Below are 17,159 nucleotides of genomic sequence, written 5' to 3'. Positions count from 1 at the left end.
GCTTATGGGATGACTGCTGGATGAGGGCTCAGGCATCTTCCAGAGGGACGAGATGGTTGTCTGGGCATTGGCGTCGTAATTCGCTGATACGGCGGCCGTCTGGCAATGAGAGGTCGGGCGTCAGATCGAGGAGCGGTTGCAGCACGAAGTCCCTGTTGGCCATTTCCGGGTGCGGCAGGGTGAGGCGGGGCGTCGTCATGGTGCAGTCGCCGAACAGCAGCATGTCCAGATCCAGGGTGCGGGCGCCCCAGCGAATATGGCGGACGCGGCCCTGCTGGTTTTCGATGTGTTGCAGGTGATCGAGCAGCGCAATTGGCGACAGGCCGGTTTCCAGGCGCACGGCGGCGTTGACGTAATCAGGCTGATCGGCAGGACCCACAGCGCGGCTGCGATAGAAGCGGGACTGGCCCAATAGCCGGCATTGCGGTAGGGACGAGAGCGAGACGATGGCTTTTCGCAGTTGGTCCAGGGGCCTGTCCAGGTTGCTGCCCAGGCCAATGTAGGCAACGTTACTGGTCAACGCGGGGTTTCCTGCGTCGCCGCCGCCGGCGCTGGCCGTCGTTTGCGACCTGGCTGGTCATCTTGCGTCGTTCGCCGTCGTTCTGCTGCTGATACTGTGTCCACCATTCACCCAGGCCCTCGGTGTGTTCACCCGCCGCTTCCCGCACCAGCAGGAAATCGTAGGCGGCCCGGAAGCGAGGGTGCTCGACCAGCATCTCCGCCCGCTTGCCCTGGCGGCGGGTCAGGCGGGGCTGCATTTCCCAGATTTCCTTCATGGGGACCGAGAAGCGGCGAGGGATGGCAATGGAGCGAACCTGCCGGTCGATGACGCGATGCGCGGCCAGTTGCAGGGCCGGATAGGTTGCTTCGCCATTGTCTTCCAGTCTTTGCCATTCCCGCTTCAATGCGGGCCACAGCAGCGCGGCAAACAGGAAGTAGGGTGTCACCGATTTGCCCTGATGGATGCGCTCGTCGGTATTGCGGAGGGCCTGGCGAATGATGTCATCTTCTTCGCCCTGGTCCAGCGCCGCCTGCGTGGTGGGGAACAGTGCGCCAAAAAGTCCATAGTGCTGCATCTGGACATAGGTCTTCTCGCCGTAGCCTGCACCGAACAGCTTGAGAATTTCCTCGAACAGGCGGGCGGGCGGAATATGTTCCAGCAAACCCGCCAGCTCGGGTATTGGTGCTGCGGATTCTTCGGCAATCGCGAAGTCCAGTTTGGCGGCAAACCGAATGGCGCGAAGCATGCGGACCGGGTCTTCACGGTAACGGGTTTCGGGGTCACCGATGAGTCTTAGCTGGCGAGCCTCCAGGTCGCGGACACCATCCGCGTAATCGTGGACCGTAAAATCCCGGATGCAGTAGTACAGCGCGTTGACCGTGAAGTCTCGGCGCAGGGCGTCTTCCTCTTTGCTGCCGTAGACATTATCGCGCACCAGGTGGCCGTGTTCGTTAACTGCGCGTTCGGTGTCTGTTTCTTCCTGTTCGACTTGACCGCCGCGAAAGGTGGTGACCTCGATAACTTCGCGGCCAAACAGTACATGTACAATCCTGAAACGCCGTCCAATGAGCCGCGAATTGCGGAACAGTTGGTTCACTTCTTCCGGAGTGGCGTTGGTCGCGATATCGAAATCTTTGGGATGCTGACCCAATAGCAGGTCACGAACGCCGCCGCCAACGAGATAGGCGTCATAGCCTGCATTGTTAAGCCGGTTCAGCACCTTCTTGGCAGGTTCGCTGATGTCCTTGCGGGAGATGCAGTGCTGGTCTCGCGGGATCACCTTCAGGGTGTAGCGTTTCTTAGCGGTCACCGCTGGTTTGCCGGGGATGAACGACAACAGTTTCTTCACCAGTTTTTTCGGCATTGGTTATAACGTCATTGATTCGCGCTGGGATTGTACAGCAGGACCCGCAGTTTAACGGTTTGAGGCGCGCTTGGCGACTCGCCGGGACGCGACATGCTGGAATACGCTGTGGTGTCGGGTTCTGTTCGGGGTGGGGAAATCAACAGGCGGGGTAGTGAATAACCGGCCCCGCCGGGAAGAAAAGAGACAACCATTTATTGTTTTTGTATTTCCGTGTCCTGTGGTGCTGTTATTAGTAGCTCCGAGAGAGCTTTTAGTTGTTCACGAACAGAAAGCTTTGGATACGGAGAGCGGGATGAACGAATGCGGGCATGAAGTGTTTCCAGGGCTACCGTTTTACCGATAGTTCTTGTCCGGCTGACACCACTCGCATTCGTTTCGGGTCCGCTAAAAAGCTCTGCACCCAAAACACTCGGTTCGCACGCGCCCAGTTCTTGTTTTTGTTGGCGGGCGCCAGGTAGCTTCTTGTTTTTGTTTTTGGCGCTACCGAATCCGTCGACTGTTCTTGTTCTTGCCCGGTATAAGAGCACTTGCTGTGCCACTTTCACAAAATTCTTTATTAACAGTAGGTTAAAAAAGTGTAAGGCTGAAGGGGGGGGGCGGGGCAGGGTTTTTCTGTTACTCGAACGACGGGTTTGGAAAGAGGGTGTTACCTTGCGGAACACCCGGTAACACCCTGGGAACACCCTGAGCTTCAGGCATTGCCGCTGGATGTTTTCTTGCGGGGAATGCCCAGGCGCTGCCGACGCTCCCACAGCGATTTACGGCTGATGCCCAGTTTCTGAGCCAATTCGGTTTCACTCATCTTGTCCTGGTTTTCCAGAACGAAGTGCTGGAAGTAATCTTCGAGCGAAAGGTCCTTGGGCTGTTCTCCATGAGCGCTTGAAGGGTCCTCCTCGGACTGTACGAAGGCTTCCGGCAGGTGGACGTCTTCCCGCTCGTTGTCGAGGTCGAGCAAGTCCGGCGTGATCATGTCGTCGTCGCACAGGATGACGGCCCGCTCAATCGCATTTTCCAGTTCGCGCACGTTACCGGGCCACCGGTGGGATTCGATGGCGCGCATACTTTCCGGCGTCAGGCGCAGGGTAGGCTTGTGCATGCGCTCGCCGGTGTCGCGCAGGAAGCGTTTGGCCAGTCCCAGCACGTCGTCGCCACGATCTCTCAATGGCGGCAAGCGTATCTGCATGACATTCAATCGATAATATAAGTCTTCCCTGAACTCCCCGGTGCGGGTCATCGCTTTCAGGTTTCGGTGCGTCGCTGCAATGAGACGGACGTCCACCTGGCGGCTCTGGGTGGAGCCAACTCGGCGTATTTCGCCTTCCTGCAGCACTCTCAGTAGTCGGGCCTGCGCTTCGGGGGGGAGTTCGCCAATTTCATCAAGGAAGAGCGTACCGCCGTCGGCAGCCTCAATCAGGCCGTTGCGGGAAGATACCGCACCGGTAAAGGCACCTTTTTCGTGTCCGAACAATTCGGATTCGATCAGTGTTTCCGGAATGGCGGCGCAGTTGACGCAGATAATCGGCTGGCGGGCTCGCGGGCTCAGTTGATGCAGGGCGCGAGCGGCGAGTTCTTTGCCTGTGCCCGATTCACCGTGGATCAAGACCGTGGTTTCGGTCGGTGCGACTTTGCGAATCAGCGTAAATACCCGCTGCATCGGCTCGCACTGGCCGAACATGATATGCGCTGGATCCGCGTCGCAATGTGACATCGGCGGCGAATCCTGCTCCTGGTCGGGCGTTCTCGGCCGGTTGCGGTAGCGCACAAGGATGTCATCGACCGCGGCCAGCATTTCGTCGTGATCAAAGGGTTTGGCGATATAGTCCACAGCGCCAAGCTTCATGGAGTCCACAGCTGAGCGCAGGCTGGCATAGCTGGTCATGATCAGTACCGGCACTTCGGGTGCCAGTCGGATCAATTCGGTACCCGCTGCGCCGGGAAGACGCAGATCGGAAATGATCAGGTCGTACTGGGCGAGATCGCTGCGCGAGGCATCGTCTACGGAAGAGGCTTCTTCCACATCATAGCCGTTGTGGATCAGCAGCTTGCGCAGCGCAGCGCGAATAACCTCTTCGTCTTCAACTATCAGAATACGACTCATGTCGACGCTTCCCGGTCCTCTTGGCTGGCAGTGTTGTCTGCGTCGTCCTGGTAGACCGGCAGGCGTAGGACGAACCGAGTACCCCGGCCGGTTTCCGGGTTTAGCGGGCTTTCGACCTGAATATTGCCGTAGTGTTCCTCGACAATGCTGTAAACCAGTGATAGCCCCAGGCCGGTTCCCTCCTGTGGGCCTTTGGTCGTGTAGAACGGCTCGAAGATATGATCGAGCTGATCGGCAGGAATCCCACACCCTTCATCCGAAACGTCAATGATAGCGGAGTAGCCGTCGAGATTTCCACCGACCCTAACGGTTGCGCCATCAGGGGAGGCGTCGCGAGCGTTACCCAGCAGGTTGACGAAAACCTGAACCAGGCGCTGTTCGTCACCGACAACGTTGAGGTCCGCCGGACACAGATTCTCGTAATGAATGCGTTCGGGTTTGTCGCTCAGGGTCAACAGATTGATCGCCTCCTGGATACAGCGGTGCACGTTGGCAGGTTCGTAGTGATTGGTCTGGGCGTGATTGCCACTGCGGGAGAAATTCATCAGTGACTGCAGTATGCCGGAAATCCGGCGCGTCTGCTGCAGGATTTGAGCGGCTGAGTCGAGGATTTCCTCGTTGTCCGTTTCCAGTTGCAGGTTCTGTGCAAGGCAGGCGATTCCTGTTACAGGATTGCCGATTTCGTGTGCAACGCCAGCGGCCAATCGACCAACGGAGGCCAGGCGCTCACTGTGAATCAGTTCGTCTTCCAGTACGCGCGTCTCGGTCTGGTCCTCGATCAGGATGACCATGCCGTCTTCAGGGTGGTTCGGACCGCCCAGCAGCGACTTGTGCAGGTTCAGCCAGTGCGGGCGGCCCTGTAGCAGGACTCGCTGCTTGTACAGACGTAGTTCGGCGCCCTCCACAAACTCGGGCAATACTTCGTGCCAGGGAGGCTTCAGGGCTGAGAGATGCGAGCCGACAGCCTCCTCAGCGGAGATGCCGGTCAGCTCCTGGAGTGCCTGGTTCCACATCAGGATTTCGCCGTCGTTGCCGATGGAACAGGCACCGATAGGCAGGTTCTGCAAGGTCTGCCGATAATGGCGGCGCAGGTTGTCGAGTTCGGCGGCGAGACCGGTGAGGCGGGTTTGATAATCCTCCAGGGCTCGCTCCACATAGTGGATGTCCTGCGCAGGGTCGCCACCGGCCAATGGCTTGTAACCCAAGTGCCGTTTGACGATATCCTGGGCGATCCCAGGGCCGAGTAGCCCGGACAGCCCGATCTCGATCTGGTCACGCAGGCGGCGCAGCTGGTAGGGACGGTATTCGACGCTGGGCAATTGAAGTGCCTGTAGCGCGCGCCCCACTTCCCGCTCAGCGACCTGGGGACCGAGCGGTATGCCCAGTTGCTGTTTAAAGTCTTCTGAAGAGGTGGCGATGAGTTCGCGTCTTTGTGGTCGCGATAGGGCGCCCAGTGAACAGGACTGTGCCGCGCTGGCTTCTTCCCGGGAGACGCGTGTAATCAGTGAGATCAGGGCGAACACGGCCACATTTGCCGTTAGCGAGGTGAAGACGGAAACTGACCAGTTGTGCTGGTCGCTCAGTTGTAGTGCGCTGATGCCGATGTCCCTCAGGGCGTTGACCTGAAAGGTCAGCGGCAGTACCAGGGTGGCCAGCCAGAAGGCCATTCCGGTTAGCAGGCCGGCAATGACGCCTTTGCGGTTTCCCTCCGGCCAATAAATAACTGCGAGTACGCCTGGTAAGAGTTGAAGCACACCTGAGAAGGCGAGTACACCCAGTACGGCGAGGTCCAGTTTGTGGCCCACACTCCAGTTGAACAGCCAGGCGGCGAGGATGATCAGGGCGATCAGGACACGTTTGACCCAGCGCAGCCAGCTATAGATGTCCACTTGTTCCCGCGGTGGCCGCAAGGGCAGTACGACGTGGTTGAGCACCATGCCGGCCAGGCCCAGGGTCAAAATGATCATCAGGCCGCTGGCGGCGGAAGTGCCTGCGATGTAGGTCAATATCACCAGCCAGGGGCGGCCAAGTGTGATGCCGGCGCCAAGGGCGAAGAAATTGGGATCGGTGGGAATGGCCGCCTCTATGCCACCCCAGAGCAGTATCGGGACAGGAATCGCCAGCAGCAGTAGGTAGAGTGGCAGGCCCCAGCTGGCCTTGGACAGGGAGCGTGGATTGGCATTTTCGGTAAACGTCACATGGAACATGTGGGGCATGACCAGCGCCGTTGCAAATGACATCAGCAGCAGGGCGCGCCAGCCGCCGTCACCCAGTCTTCGTTCCAGGGCGCTGACCCGCGGCGCCTGGGTCGTCAGCCAGTCATTGAGCCCGCCCGGTCCGCCAAATACGACAAAAAGCACCACGGCACCAAGCACCAGCATGGCGATGACCTTGACCAGGGAGTCGAAGGCGATGGCCATGACCAGCCCGTCATGGTTTTCCGATCCCTGATTGTTCCGGGCGCCGAATAGCACGGCAAACAGGACGATCGTGACGCTGAACAGAATGCTCAGCTCTCCGGTCGGCGCGCCTGGTGCGAGGATCGCCAGCGAGTCGGTGACGGCTTTGATTTGCAGGCCGAGGAGCGAAAGTACCGAGGCTGCCGACACAATGGTGACCAGGGTGCCGGCCCATTGACTCCGGTAGCGAAAGGCAAACAGATCTGCCAGGGACGTGAGCTGGTAGGCGCGGGTAATCCGCAGTATCGGGTGCAGGAGAACCGGTGCGAGCAGGAAGGCGCCGCAGATGCCAAGATAGTATGCGAGATAGCCATAGCCATACTGATAGGCCATGCCGATCGACCCATAGACGGCCCAGACGCCCGAGTAAACCCCAAGGCTGAGCACGTAGACCAGCGGGTGACGACTCCAGCGACGAGGGATCAAGCCTCGTTCGGTGGCGTAGGCCAACAGGAACAGCAGCGACAGGTACCCGAATGCCGCCAGGAGGAGTTCGACCAGGTTAAAACTCATTCGGATCCCTACGAACTTCCAGCCAGAAGGCGAGCCCGATCAATGCAAGCCAGACCAGGAAAGGGCGGTACCAGGCGCTGCCCGGTGCAATCCACCAATCCATGATATTGGGCGAAAAGACATAGATCGCCAGGACCAACAGGAAGACGAGTCGATAGATATACATGCTGTCAGCGCCCCGGTCCGCCTTGTGATGGCTGTTGGCCCATAGTGTAGCAACCGGCGCTGGCGGAGACGAACAAAGCCATGGTTCAGGCTTCCTCGGCGGCAGGCATGGGGAGCGTTTTTTGTGCGGGCAGGTGGGTGAGTGACCAATTCTCGCCAGCCCATGCCAACACCGTTTCCGGCGGAGCCAGTTTCAGGTCTGCGGGTGGCGACTGGTGCAGTGCGACCAGCGCGAGCCACAGGTTGTGGCCAGGTATCCTGTCGTCGATGGCGGTGGCATGGTTCTGCTTGCTTAGCTTCTGCCCGTGATTGTCGACGATGACCGGGACGTGCAGGTAGCTTGGAATGGGGAGTTCCAGTGCGGCAAGCAGGGCCAGTTGCAATGGTGTTGAGTCGAGAAGGTCGCTACCGCGGACAATATGCCGGATATCCTGTTCGGCATCATCGCAGACAACGGCCAGTTGGTAGGCGTAAAAGCCTTCTTTGCGCTGGACGACAAAGTCATCCCGCTCCGCTTCAAGCTGGTATTGCTGGTATCCCTGCAACTGGTCCTGCCACGCGTAAAGGCCGCTTTGTACGGCAAAGCGCCAGGCTGTCGGCTCGTCATAGTGACGATCGGGATGATGCCGGCACGCATTAGGGTGCTTGCCCTGGTTTTCGGCAAGGTCGCGGCGGCTGCAAGGGCAGCGATAGGCATAGCCCTTTGAACGGAGTGCTGCTAGCTGGCCGCGATAAAGATCGCTGCGCTGAGATTGGTAGGCGACACTTTCGTCCCAGGTCAGGCCGTGTGCTTCCAGCGTTCGCAGAATGCGATCCGCGGCGTCAGGCGGTTCTCTGAGTGGGTCGAGGTCTTCAATGCGGACGAGCCAGTGGCCGTTATGGGAGCGGGCTTCAAGATAGCTCGCCAGTGCAGCAACCAGAGAGCCAAAATGCAATGGCCCGGTTGGCGATGGGGCGAAGCGACCACGGTAGCTGTGTGACATGCGGGTGCGAAGAGCCGGGCCCATGACGGGCCTGGCTCACCGGGATACTACAATCAAATGCCGGTCTGCTTTTCGCGGATCTCGGCCAACGTCTTGCAGTCGATACAGAGCGTTGCCGTTGGGCGAGCTTCCAGTCGACGGATGCCGATCTCGACACCGCACTGATCGCAGAAGCCGTAATCACCCTTGTCGATACGATCGAGCGTCTGATCGATCTTCTTGATCAGTTTACGTTCGCGATCCCGGGTTCGCAGTTCGAGGCTGAACTCTTCTTCCTGCGTAGCACGATCACTTGGATCGGCGTAGTTGGCGGCGTCTTCCTGCATGTGATGCATGGTGCGGTCGACTTCTTCCATCAGCTCCTGTTTCCAGGAAAGCAGGATGGCACGAAAGTGCTCCAACTGAGCATCATTCATGTATTCTTCACCCGACTGGATGTCGTAGGGGGTGAAGTTGGTAAAGCGTTCACGAACCTTTTCAGTGCTCGGCATAAGACCTGCCCCTTTCATCTACTCCGACAGAGCGACCACTAGGAATTACCGGCGATACGCCCTTCTGCCCGATTGCCCGCATTCCTTGAGCGCAGCGCGTTATATAACCGTGTCGAAGGTCGGCGCGCAACCCCGACCGGCGAGCCTGCGAAAAATAGCAGATCTGAACCGGGTGCGCCAGCCTCATAAGACCGCGTCAGCGGAGCGTCCGGCGAACTCGACCCTGGTCTGCGGTCGCGAATAATAACCTGATTTTGGGAGGTGTCTTGTGCAGTTTGGGCAAACTTTGATCGAAGGCACATTTCTAAGGCGTTATAAACGCTTCTTTGCCGATATAGAGTTGCCTGACGGCGAGGTGGTGACGGCACATTGCCCGAACACGGGTTCCATGCTCGGCTGCAATCTCCCGGGGAGCCGCGTCTGGGTCAGTGCCCATGATGACCCTCGCCGAAAGCTGCGCTTTACCTGGCAGTTGGTGGAAGTTGAACATGGCGCGCTTGCCTGCATCAATACGGCCCTGCCCAATCGCATCGTAGGGGAGGCGATTGCCGCCGGTCGTATTCCGGAGCTGTCCGGGTATGGGAAGTTGCAGAGTGAGGTGCGTTACGGCGAGGAGCGCAGCCGAATCGACTGGCTGCTTTCCGAACATGCCGCCGGCCTGCCCGATGCCTATGTCGAGGTCAAGAATGTCACGCTGGCCGAAGCAGAACTCGGCTTGTTCCCGGATGCGGTGACCACCCGCGGGCAGAAGCACATCAGGGAATTGATGGCCATGGCAGCGGCGGGGAAAAGGGCCGTGCTGTTCTTTTGTGTGAGCCATACCGGCATAGAGCGGGTCGAACCCGCGGTGGCTATCGATCCTGTCTATGCGCGCTGGGTTCGGGAAGCGGTGGATGTCGGTGTGGAATTCCTGGCTTGGCGTGCAGCGATTTCTCCAGAGTCGATTACGCTCGAGCGGGCCATCCCGTTCTCGATTGTCTGAGGTGCTTTGTGAGGTCAGGTGTCGTCCTGTTGCAGGAAAATCTGACCGTCGACGATGGTGATGGGGCGAGGGCTAAGACTGTCGCCTATGCAGGGCCCCACAATGCAGCGGCCGTCCTCGATCTGAAAAAGTGCGCCATGCACAGCGCACTGAATAAAGGATTTGCTGTGGTCCAGGAAAGTGTCGGGCAGCCAGTTCAGTTCCAGGAAGCGGTGAGGACAGCGGTTTTCGTAGGCGAAGACGGTTCCTGCAGAGCGCACCAGGAACAGGCTTTCACCGTTGACCTCGAAGGCCCTGGCCTGGCCGTCCCGCAGACTGTCGAACCCGCAGAGGAAGCTGCTCTTCTGTGACGTTCCTGAGGACATGGCGTGGGGCTTCGGGATTGAAGTCAGGATTTGACGTTGGTCGACACCGGACGGGGGCGCTGATTACGCAGGCTGTCCACCAGTCGCTGGTTGAGGTCGTCGATATGGCGTGACAGGGTGCGCAGCAGTCGCAGGAACGTTTCCGGTTGCGCCTGGATCAGGCGAATGAATTGATCGCGCGGCACGGCCATGAGCGTCACGTCGGTTTCGGCGATAACATCCGCCGTCCGCGGGCTGCCAGTCAGTGCCGCAAGGACACCGAAAATATCCCCTTCCTCAATGCTTCCGACCTGAATACCCGCCACTTCGACGCGACAGCGCCCCCGCATCAGCGTGTAGACTTCATGGGCTTCGGTGCCCTGCGCTATCAGGCGGCTGCCGGCGGGTTGGCGCTGAAAACCGGCTTTGGGGCGCAGGCCGTAGCGGTTGGCGACGGCGTAAGCCAGGGTCAGTACCAGTGACTGTGTCATTAGCAGCCGGGTGAAGCGCTGGGCGAAGACGGCATTCTCCAGCGCATTTTCGAGCACGGTCTTGCCGATCAGGCTTAGCGTTCCGGGTTCCTCGCAGTGGTAGCGCAAGGGCCATTGGTCGCTGGTCGCCGGTATCAGGAAATAATCGCCGGCCTGCAGAATCATGGCGACGCGGTCGCCATGCCGTATTTCCACGGTGCCCTGCGTCAGCCTGACCAGTTCACCGGGTGGCAATAGCGATGTGCAGTCACTGCCAGGCAGGACGGGGATGTCGGGGGTCTCGCTTTCCAGTGCCAGGGTTCCGCTGAGCGCAGCGTATTCTTCCAGAAGCGTATCGATCTGGTCGGGTTGTAGGCCAGGTAGGAACATGCGTAAATCCTTTAAGGCATGTAGCGCATGCGCGTTCCATGGTTGAGGGACATCACCAGTTCGTCCGCTGAGATTTCAACGGGGAAGTAGCATCCGGAAATCTTTGCGCCAGCGATGCTCGCGCCTTCCAGATTGGTTTTCCTGAAATCGATACCCCGCAGGTCGGCGCCGCGGAAATAGGCGTTGCTAAAGTCCATCCCTTCACATTCGAGGCCGCGTAGATCCAGCCCGCGGAAATCACCAAAGGCAAAGCTGGGTAAGTTGTCCCGCTTGGCCCTGGCCTGATTGAACGCTTCCACGTTTTCGTTGCGAAGGAGTTGATACAGCGGATCGTCGATACCGTGGACCATCTCTTCTGTCATTGTGCGTCTCCACCCCGGATAGTCGTTAACGGCCGCCGTTTCCGGCGGCCGACTGCTCAACGTTTCTTGAGTATAGACAATCTATGGATAGGGTGTTACCGCGAGGCACTGTGGGATCAAGCCCCCAGTCTTGCGCGGATGCGGCGGGCCAGCTCAGTGGCAATTTGAGGCACGGAGGTGTCCACATGCAGCAAATGGCGCCGCTCTATGTCTGTCAGCGGTTCCAGCCAGTCCTGCTGGCGCTGCAGGATATCCAGGTTCGCCTCGGAGGCATCCTTACCTGCTGCGGCGCGGGCGGAAACCCGTTCCTTTAGAACCGCCATATTGGTTTCGCATGCAATCAGCAGGAAAGGAACACCCTGATTTTCGGCGATCTCTTCGAAACAGGCGCGTTCCGCGTTGCGCAGGCAGGCGGCATCGACAACCACTGCACAGCCGGCAGACAACAATTGGTCTGCCAGGGCGGCCAGTCGATCGTAAGTGCGCTGGGTTGCCTCCGCGCTGTAGATGCCTTCCTTTGCCTTCGAACGGCTGCTGGCTTCCGGACTTAATCCATACAACCGCTTCCGCTCGACATCGGAGCGCAGGCGTACCAGACCGAGTTCTTCGCTCAAGCCTAAGCTGATCACCGATTTTCCGGAACCGGAAAAGCCATGCATGGCGAGCAGAAAGCGGTCTGGAATCCCCGTGTAGCTCTCGGCAAGATTGGCATAGCCGCGGTAGCGATCGAGCAGGGCGGCCCTTTGGGTGTCATCCAGGCTGTCATTGCCCATGGTGAGGAGTGCAATCTTGGCGCGGACCATGGCGCGGTAAGCTTTGTAGAAGGGCAGCAGGGTGACGCCCTGGAAATCGCCTGTCAGTTCCAGGTAGCGGTTCAGCAACCGGCTGGCGAAGTGCGGCAGTTTGCGGTCTTCCAGATCCATCAACAGGAAGGCGAGGTCGTTGATGGTGTCGATCCAGCGAAAGCCGGGGTTGAACTCGATACAGTCGAAGACCGTCACATGCCCCTTGTAGAGGGTGATGTTGCCGAGATGCAGATCGCCGTGACATTCGCGGATGGCGCCGGAGGCGCGGCGCTTCTCCAGGACCGGCTCCAGGCGTTCGTAGGTGCTCTGGGTCCAGGCTTCGAGTGCTTCCAGTTGCTCGACAAGGTCCGGATCGCTGAGTAAGGGCGCGCTTTGCGCGAAGTTCTGTGCCATGGGGGCCAGCACGGCTTCAGGCGTGCCAAGGTCGCTGTCCTGGTCGACCAGGGGAATGCCTGCATGAAATCGGGCCAGCAGCTCAGCCAGTTCGTCGATATGTTGGGGGGTGAGTAAACCTTCGCTGTTCAGGTTGTCCAGCATCTGGTCGCTATCGAACTGTCGCATTTTTACGGCATATTCGAAGGGTTCTCCGTCGCCACCCAGTATGGGACGCTCAGGGCTGCCGGTGATGGGAACCACGCCGAGGTAAAGGTCTGGCGCCAGACGACGGTTCAGTCTCACTTCCTCTTCGCAGTAGAAGCGGCGGCTGGACAGCTCGGAAAAGTCGAGAAAGCCGAAGTTCAGGGGCTTCTTGATCTTGTAGGCAAAGGAGCCTGTGAGCAGAACGTGAGAAATGTGGGTTTCCCGTGTCTCGAACTTGTCCACCGGATGATCGTAAAGTTGGGCATCCTGCAGTGCGTTGATCAGGGTGCTGGACACAGGGTTCTCCTCTCTTGTTATCGGCATGTGTGGCTGACGTTGCCACGGCTCCTTGCTTGGAGGGCTATGATAGCGGTGCCTGCCGGCAAATCCTATTGCCTTGGCTGGGGTGAACTAACAGTAATGTCACTCGCGACCCTCGATGGCTGTCTTTATAATGCCGCGCCATGACTAAACGTAAATCCTCGAGAAAACCCTCGTCGTCAGGCTCTCGCGGCTCGGCTGCGAAATCCTCACGCCGCTCGTTTTACTGGAAGGCTGCGCTTGTTCTCCTGGTCCTGTTCGCGGGTTGGGTGGCCTATCTCGATGCGGTGGTGACATCCCGGTTCGAGGGGCGGCGGTGGCAGGTTCCGTCCCGGGTCTATGCGCGGCCGCTCGAGCTCTATAACGGGGCCAGTCTCACCAGCGACGGGCTGGCCTGGGAGTTGAAGCAGGTCGGCTTTACGCCGGTCAGCTCTGATCCCTCCCAAGCCGGTCAATTCGAGCGGTCAGGCGATCGCTTCGTCATCTATACCCACGCTTTCCGGTTCCCCGATGGGATGGAACCTTCCCGCGAGGTGTCCCTGGCCATTCAGGGGGATCGCGTTGCGGGAATGCAGGTTCTTAAGGGCGCTCCCAGTAATATCGTACGGGTGCAGCCGTTGCAGATTGGGGGCATCTATCCCAGCGACAACGAAGACCGCATTCTCATCCAGTTAAAGGATCTTCCCCCGCATTTGAGCGATACGCTGATCCTGGTCGAGGACCGCGATTTCTATCACCACTTCGGCATTGCACCCCTGTCGATGCTGCGGGCGCTATTTGTCGACCTGCGGGCCGGTCACGTGGTGCAGGGGGGCAGCACCCTGACCCAGCAGTTGGCGAAGAACCTCTTCCTGACGCGCCAGCGCACGATCGGCCGCAAGATAACCGAAGCCATGATGGCGATTCTGCTGGACTTCCATTACAGCAAGGACGAAATCCTCGAGACCTACCTCAACGAGGTCTATCTCGGGCAAGATGGCAAAAGGGCGATCCATGGTTTCGGACTGGCGAGTCAGTTCTATTTCGGTCAGCCGCTGCACACCTTGTCACTGCCCCAGGTCGCCATGCTGGTCGGGATGGTCAAGGGGCCAACCTATTATGATCCGCGTCGTCATCCAGAGCATGCGATGCAGCGCCGCAATATGATCCTGCAACTGCTGGCGGATCATGGGGAAATCGATGCGGCGACCGCACATAAGGCGATGGCGCAGCCTCTGGGGGTGATTCAGCGCCCCTCCTACAGTGAAGACCTGTATCCGGCGTTCGTTGATCTGGTGAAGCGCCACCTTTCCCGGGATTACAAAGAGCAGGATCTGCGTAGTGCGGGCCTGCGCATCTTTACGACCCTGAATCCCCAGGTACAGCATGCGGCCGAACAGGCGGAGTCGACGACGCTGGCTCGCCTGGATCCGCACCCGGGCAAGTCGCCGCTCGAAGGGGCGCTGGTCGTGACCGGTAAGGAAAGCGGGGAAGTGCTGGCGCTGGTGGGTGGGCGCAATCCGCGTTATGCCGGTTTCAATCGGGCGCTGGATGCCAGCCGGCAGATCGGTTCGCTGGTCAAGCCTGCCCTTTACCTGACGGCGCTATCGCATCCGGACCGCTACACCCTGATCACCCCGCTGAAGGATGAACCCTTCAACATCGTTTTCGATGACGGCAAGTCCTGGGCACCGCGAAATTACGATCGCGAGGCGCATGGTGAAGTGCCGTTGCACGAGGCACTTGCCCATTCCTACAACCTGGCGACGGTTCGCGTAGGGCTCGACGTCGGCGTGGATAACGTGATCGACACTATGCACAAGCTGGGCGTTAAGGAATCGTTGCCCAGTTATCCGGCGATGCTGCTGGGGGCAGGGACGTTGACGCCCGTTGATGTCACTGCCATGTACCAGTCGATTGCCGCTGGCGGTTTTGATGTGCCGCTGCGTTCTATTCGCGATGTGATGACGGCGGATGGGAAGGTCCTGTCCCGCTATAACCTTAAGGTGAAACAGGTGGTCGACCCGCGAGCGGATCATCTTGTGCAATATGCCATGCAGGAAGTCATGCGCGAAGGCACGGGGCAGTCGGCTTATCGCTATCTGCCGAGCGATCTTTCTGCGGCGGGCAAAACGGGGACGACCGACGACAGCCGCGATAGCTGGTTTGCCGGCTTTACCGGTGACTATCTGGCCGTGGCCTGGGTCGGCAAGGACGATAATGCGCCGACGCGTTTCACTGGCGCCACTGGCGCTCTGCGGGTATGGAGCGACCTGATGGCGAGCCTGCCTCAGCATAGCCTCGAGCCGGTGGTGCCTGCCGGCGTAACCTATTATTGGGTTGACGGGAAGGCCCAGGCACTGACCGAGGAAGGGTGCCCTGGCGCGCGCTATGTGCCTTTCATCAATGGCAGTGAGCCCAAGCGTACGGTCAGCTGTGCGGGGGCTATCGGTCACCGGATTCGTTCCTGGTTCGAGGATTTGATGCGATGAGAAAACCATCCGGATTCAAGGGTGTGTCGATGAAGTCCGGTGCACTGTCGGTGATGATGTTGCTGGCAGGCTGTTCGGCGATGGGGCCGCAGGAGTCTATCTATGTGCCTGTCAGCCCGCCGTCGCAAGCCTCTTCAATGCCCTCGCCTTCGACCCATGAGGCGGCGCCGGCCAAAATCGTCACGCCCAGCTATCGTCAGCAGGGGGATGCGTTGAGTCCGGTCGCGGCGGATATGATTCGTCAGGCCAATGCGCAGATTGCCAGTGGCGATATCCTGGGCGGGATCAGTCGTCTTGAGCGGGCGCAGCGTATTTCACCGAGGGCGCCGGAGGTCTACTACACCATGGCGGAAGGTTATATGCGACAGGGCGATTACGGGACTGCCGAGCAGTTTGCCCGTAAAGGACTGTCGCTGGCGGGTTCCAGTGACCGCTTGCGGCGTTCCGGCTGGCTCTTGATGGCGGATATCCTGCGGGCGCAAGGTGACGGTAAGGGCGCCCAGGCGGCGCTGGATCGGGCGAACAACTTCTGAACCGGAGGCCCAGAGAGGGCCTCCCATCCATTCTTCTCTGAGGTGTCAGAGCCCCAGATTCTTCAGGCGATTGGCCTGTTCCAGGTAAACCGTTTTCGGGTCGGTTTCAAACAGGCTGTGCAGACCGAACAACTGGTTGACTTCATCCAGGTGATTCATGAAGTAGTTGTCGCGCAGGACTTGGCCCAGGTGATTGCTGCAGCGTCCCACCAGGCCGTCCGTTTGGCCGCTGAAAGCCAGGCTGGTTACTGCCAGCAATGCATCCGAGGCATCCAGTGCATTGGTCAGAACGCCAGTGCCGCCCCAGGAGTAATAACGCACGCCATGCACTGAGTAGGCGCCTTCGCCACAGGCTGTGGTCGGAATCCCTTCAGGTGCCAGCGCATTGAATTGGGCGCTGCCCTGGGTGGTCAGCGATTGTAGACTGGCCTGCATGTTTTGGGGGTAACCGCCGCTGGAGAGCAGATCTATCAGGCTGCCCAGTGCGTTCCCCAGAGTGACGGCCAGGCCGTCCGCAGGCGAGTTCACGATCAGATCCGCGACGGGCGATCCCTTATTGGGGCCGCCAACCGACGTAACGGAAGCCACCAGATCTGGTCTGACGTGGGCCACGTAGCGTGCGGTCGGGCCGCCGTGACTATGGCCGATCAGGTTGACCTTGCCGTAAATCGCGGCGATCTGTTCCACCTGAGGCAGCAGGGCTTCGCCACGGGCGACAGTGCTGTCGAGTGCCGGTACCTGCACCACGAAGACAGTCGCACCATAGGAACGTAACTCGTCGGGAATGCCATAGAAATAGTCGATGCCGCCAATACTGTCGAAGCCGAACATGCCATGTACCAGCACGATCGGATAACGGGTCTTGGCATAATCAGACGGTTTTGAATTCCACCACCAGGCGGCGCTGGGAGTGGCCCACCCTACAACGAGGACGAGCATTAAAAGACGCAATAGCTGTCGCATGTCGATCTTCCCTTCAGTTTTGTTGTCGTTGTTATTGAACTGACGGAAAGGTCCGTGTCCTTAACTCCCTGAATAGCGCATCCTGGTCTGGCGTGACGCGAGACCGCTCAGATGAACAAACGTCCTGTCAGGTAACGCCTGTGACACCGGACCTGTTCAACCCCTCCTTCATGGCGGCTTCCTGGCACAGCGCCAGCCATATCACTGCTTACCATGTTGTTCTTGTAGTGGGTTGCCGCAGTCAGCGCGTACCCGTTGGCGGGCACATCTGCATTTTTTCGAACAGTTGTACCAAACGTCAACGCAAGGCGGGCCCTAGCGGTGGGCGCCTCCCGGAATTGGGAGGCGCATCACAGGAAGG

General features: G+C 59.3%; 16 protein-coding genes. 3 read left to right on the top strand and 13 right to left on the bottom strand.

The genetic code is table 11. The annotated features are described in order from the left end of the window. Positions 1-28 precede the first annotated feature (28 nt). From folK to dksA, 8 genes are all read right to left on the bottom strand, one after another. Entirely contained in the window at positions 29-520 is a 492-nt protein-coding gene (folK, locus tag CLR77_RS17260) for a 2-amino-4-hydroxy-6-hydroxymethyldihydropteridine diphosphokinase (protein ID WP_097461960.1), read from the bottom strand. Then, positions 510-1,865, bottom strand: coding sequence for a polynucleotide adenylyltransferase PcnB (gene pcnB / locus CLR77_RS17255; RefSeq protein WP_097461959.1), 1,356 nt, complete (start codon positions 1,863-1,865; stop codon positions 510-512). Before pcnB ends, folK begins: the two co-directional genes overlap by 11 nt. A gap of 194 nt (positions 1,866-2,059) precedes the next feature. Beyond that, positions 2,060-2,413, bottom strand: coding sequence for a hypothetical protein (locus CLR77_RS20045; protein ID WP_143269438.1), 354 nt, complete (start codon positions 2,411-2,413; stop codon positions 2,060-2,062). Between the two features lie 146 nt (positions 2,414-2,559). Continuing rightward, positions 2,560-3,966, bottom strand: a complete 1,407-nt coding sequence (locus CLR77_RS17250) for a sigma-54-dependent transcriptional regulator (RefSeq protein ID WP_097461958.1) — start codon at positions 3,964-3,966, stop codon at positions 2,560-2,562. Then, a complete protein-coding gene (locus CLR77_RS17245; RefSeq protein WP_097461957.1) occupies positions 3,963-6,938 on the bottom strand; it encodes an ATP-binding protein in 2,976 nt (991 codons plus the stop codon). Before CLR77_RS17245 ends, CLR77_RS17250 begins: the two co-directional genes overlap by 4 nt. Continuing rightward, complete coding sequence (locus CLR77_RS20220; RefSeq protein ID WP_198962810.1) at positions 6,928-7,104, bottom strand: hypothetical protein; 177 nt, start codon at positions 7,102-7,104, stop codon at positions 6,928-6,930. Before CLR77_RS20220 ends, CLR77_RS17245 begins: the two co-directional genes overlap by 11 nt. Positions 7,105-7,189: 85 nt before the next feature. Further along, positions 7,190-8,110 (bottom strand): tRNA glutamyl-Q(34) synthetase GluQRS, encoded by a 921-nt coding sequence (gene gluQRS / locus CLR77_RS17240; protein ID WP_227519987.1) that lies wholly within the window; start codon positions 8,108-8,110, stop codon positions 7,190-7,192. A gap of 29 nt (positions 8,111-8,139) precedes the next feature. After that, complete coding sequence (dksA, locus tag CLR77_RS17235; RefSeq protein ID WP_097461956.1) at positions 8,140-8,577, bottom strand: RNA polymerase-binding protein DksA; 438 nt, start codon at positions 8,575-8,577, stop codon at positions 8,140-8,142. Positions 8,578-8,845: 268 nt separating this feature from the next. On the opposite strand from dksA, the gene sfsA reads away from it, so the two are divergent. Continuing rightward, positions 8,846-9,559 (top strand): DNA/RNA nuclease SfsA, encoded by a 714-nt coding sequence (gene sfsA, locus CLR77_RS17230; protein WP_097461955.1) that lies wholly within the window; start codon positions 8,846-8,848, stop codon positions 9,557-9,559. 14 nt (positions 9,560-9,573) lie between these two features. On the opposite strand, the gene CLR77_RS17225 is transcribed toward sfsA, so the two are convergent. The 4 genes from CLR77_RS17225 to CLR77_RS17210 all read right to left on the bottom strand — a co-directional run bounded on the left by CLR77_RS17225 (position 9,574) and on the right by CLR77_RS17210 (position 12,807). Beyond that, positions 9,574-9,924: a Rieske (2Fe-2S) protein gene (locus tag CLR77_RS17225; protein WP_097461954.1), complete on the bottom strand. Its 351-nt coding sequence runs from the start codon at positions 9,922-9,924 to the stop codon at positions 9,574-9,576. 23 nt (positions 9,925-9,947) lie between these two features. Next, positions 9,948-10,763: a Crp/Fnr family transcriptional regulator gene (locus tag CLR77_RS17220; protein WP_097461953.1), complete on the bottom strand. Its 816-nt coding sequence runs from the start codon at positions 10,761-10,763 to the stop codon at positions 9,948-9,950. A gap of 11 nt (positions 10,764-10,774) precedes the next feature. Next, the gene (locus CLR77_RS17215) at positions 10,775-11,125 is read right to left on the bottom strand and encodes a pentapeptide repeat-containing protein (protein ID WP_097461952.1); all 351 of its coding nucleotides are present in this window, start codon (positions 11,123-11,125) and stop codon (positions 10,775-10,777) included. Positions 11,126-11,241: 116 nt separating this feature from the next. Then, positions 11,242-12,807 (bottom strand): bifunctional aminoglycoside phosphotransferase/ATP-binding protein, encoded by a 1,566-nt coding sequence (locus CLR77_RS17210; protein WP_227519986.1) that lies wholly within the window; start codon positions 12,805-12,807, stop codon positions 11,242-11,244. Between the two features lie 167 nt (positions 12,808-12,974). Here CLR77_RS17210 and mrcB point away from each other — a divergent pair, with 167 nt between their 5' ends. Then, on the top strand, positions 12,975-15,302 hold the full coding sequence (mrcB, locus tag CLR77_RS17205; protein ID WP_097461950.1) for a penicillin-binding protein 1B: 2,328 nt from the start codon (positions 12,975-12,977) through the stop codon (positions 15,300-15,302). After that, a complete protein-coding gene (locus tag CLR77_RS17200) occupies positions 15,299-15,835 on the top strand; it encodes a tetratricopeptide repeat protein (protein WP_097461949.1) in 537 nt (178 codons plus the stop codon). Before mrcB ends, CLR77_RS17200 begins: the two co-directional genes overlap by 4 nt. Before the next feature lie 45 nt (positions 15,836-15,880). Here CLR77_RS17200 and CLR77_RS17195 read toward each other — a convergent pair whose 3' ends face one another. Further along, a complete protein-coding gene (locus CLR77_RS17195; protein ID WP_097461948.1) occupies positions 15,881-16,798 on the bottom strand; it encodes a lipase family alpha/beta hydrolase in 918 nt (305 codons plus the stop codon). Positions 16,799-17,159 lie beyond the last annotated feature (361 nt).

It is taken from the genome of Mangrovitalea sediminis, from assembly GCF_002514725.1.
In the GTDB taxonomy this organism is placed as follows: domain Bacteria; phylum Pseudomonadota; class Gammaproteobacteria; order Pseudomonadales; family Oleiphilaceae; genus Mangrovitalea; species Mangrovitalea sediminis.
This window is presented reverse-complemented; position numbering and strand designations above follow the sequence as displayed.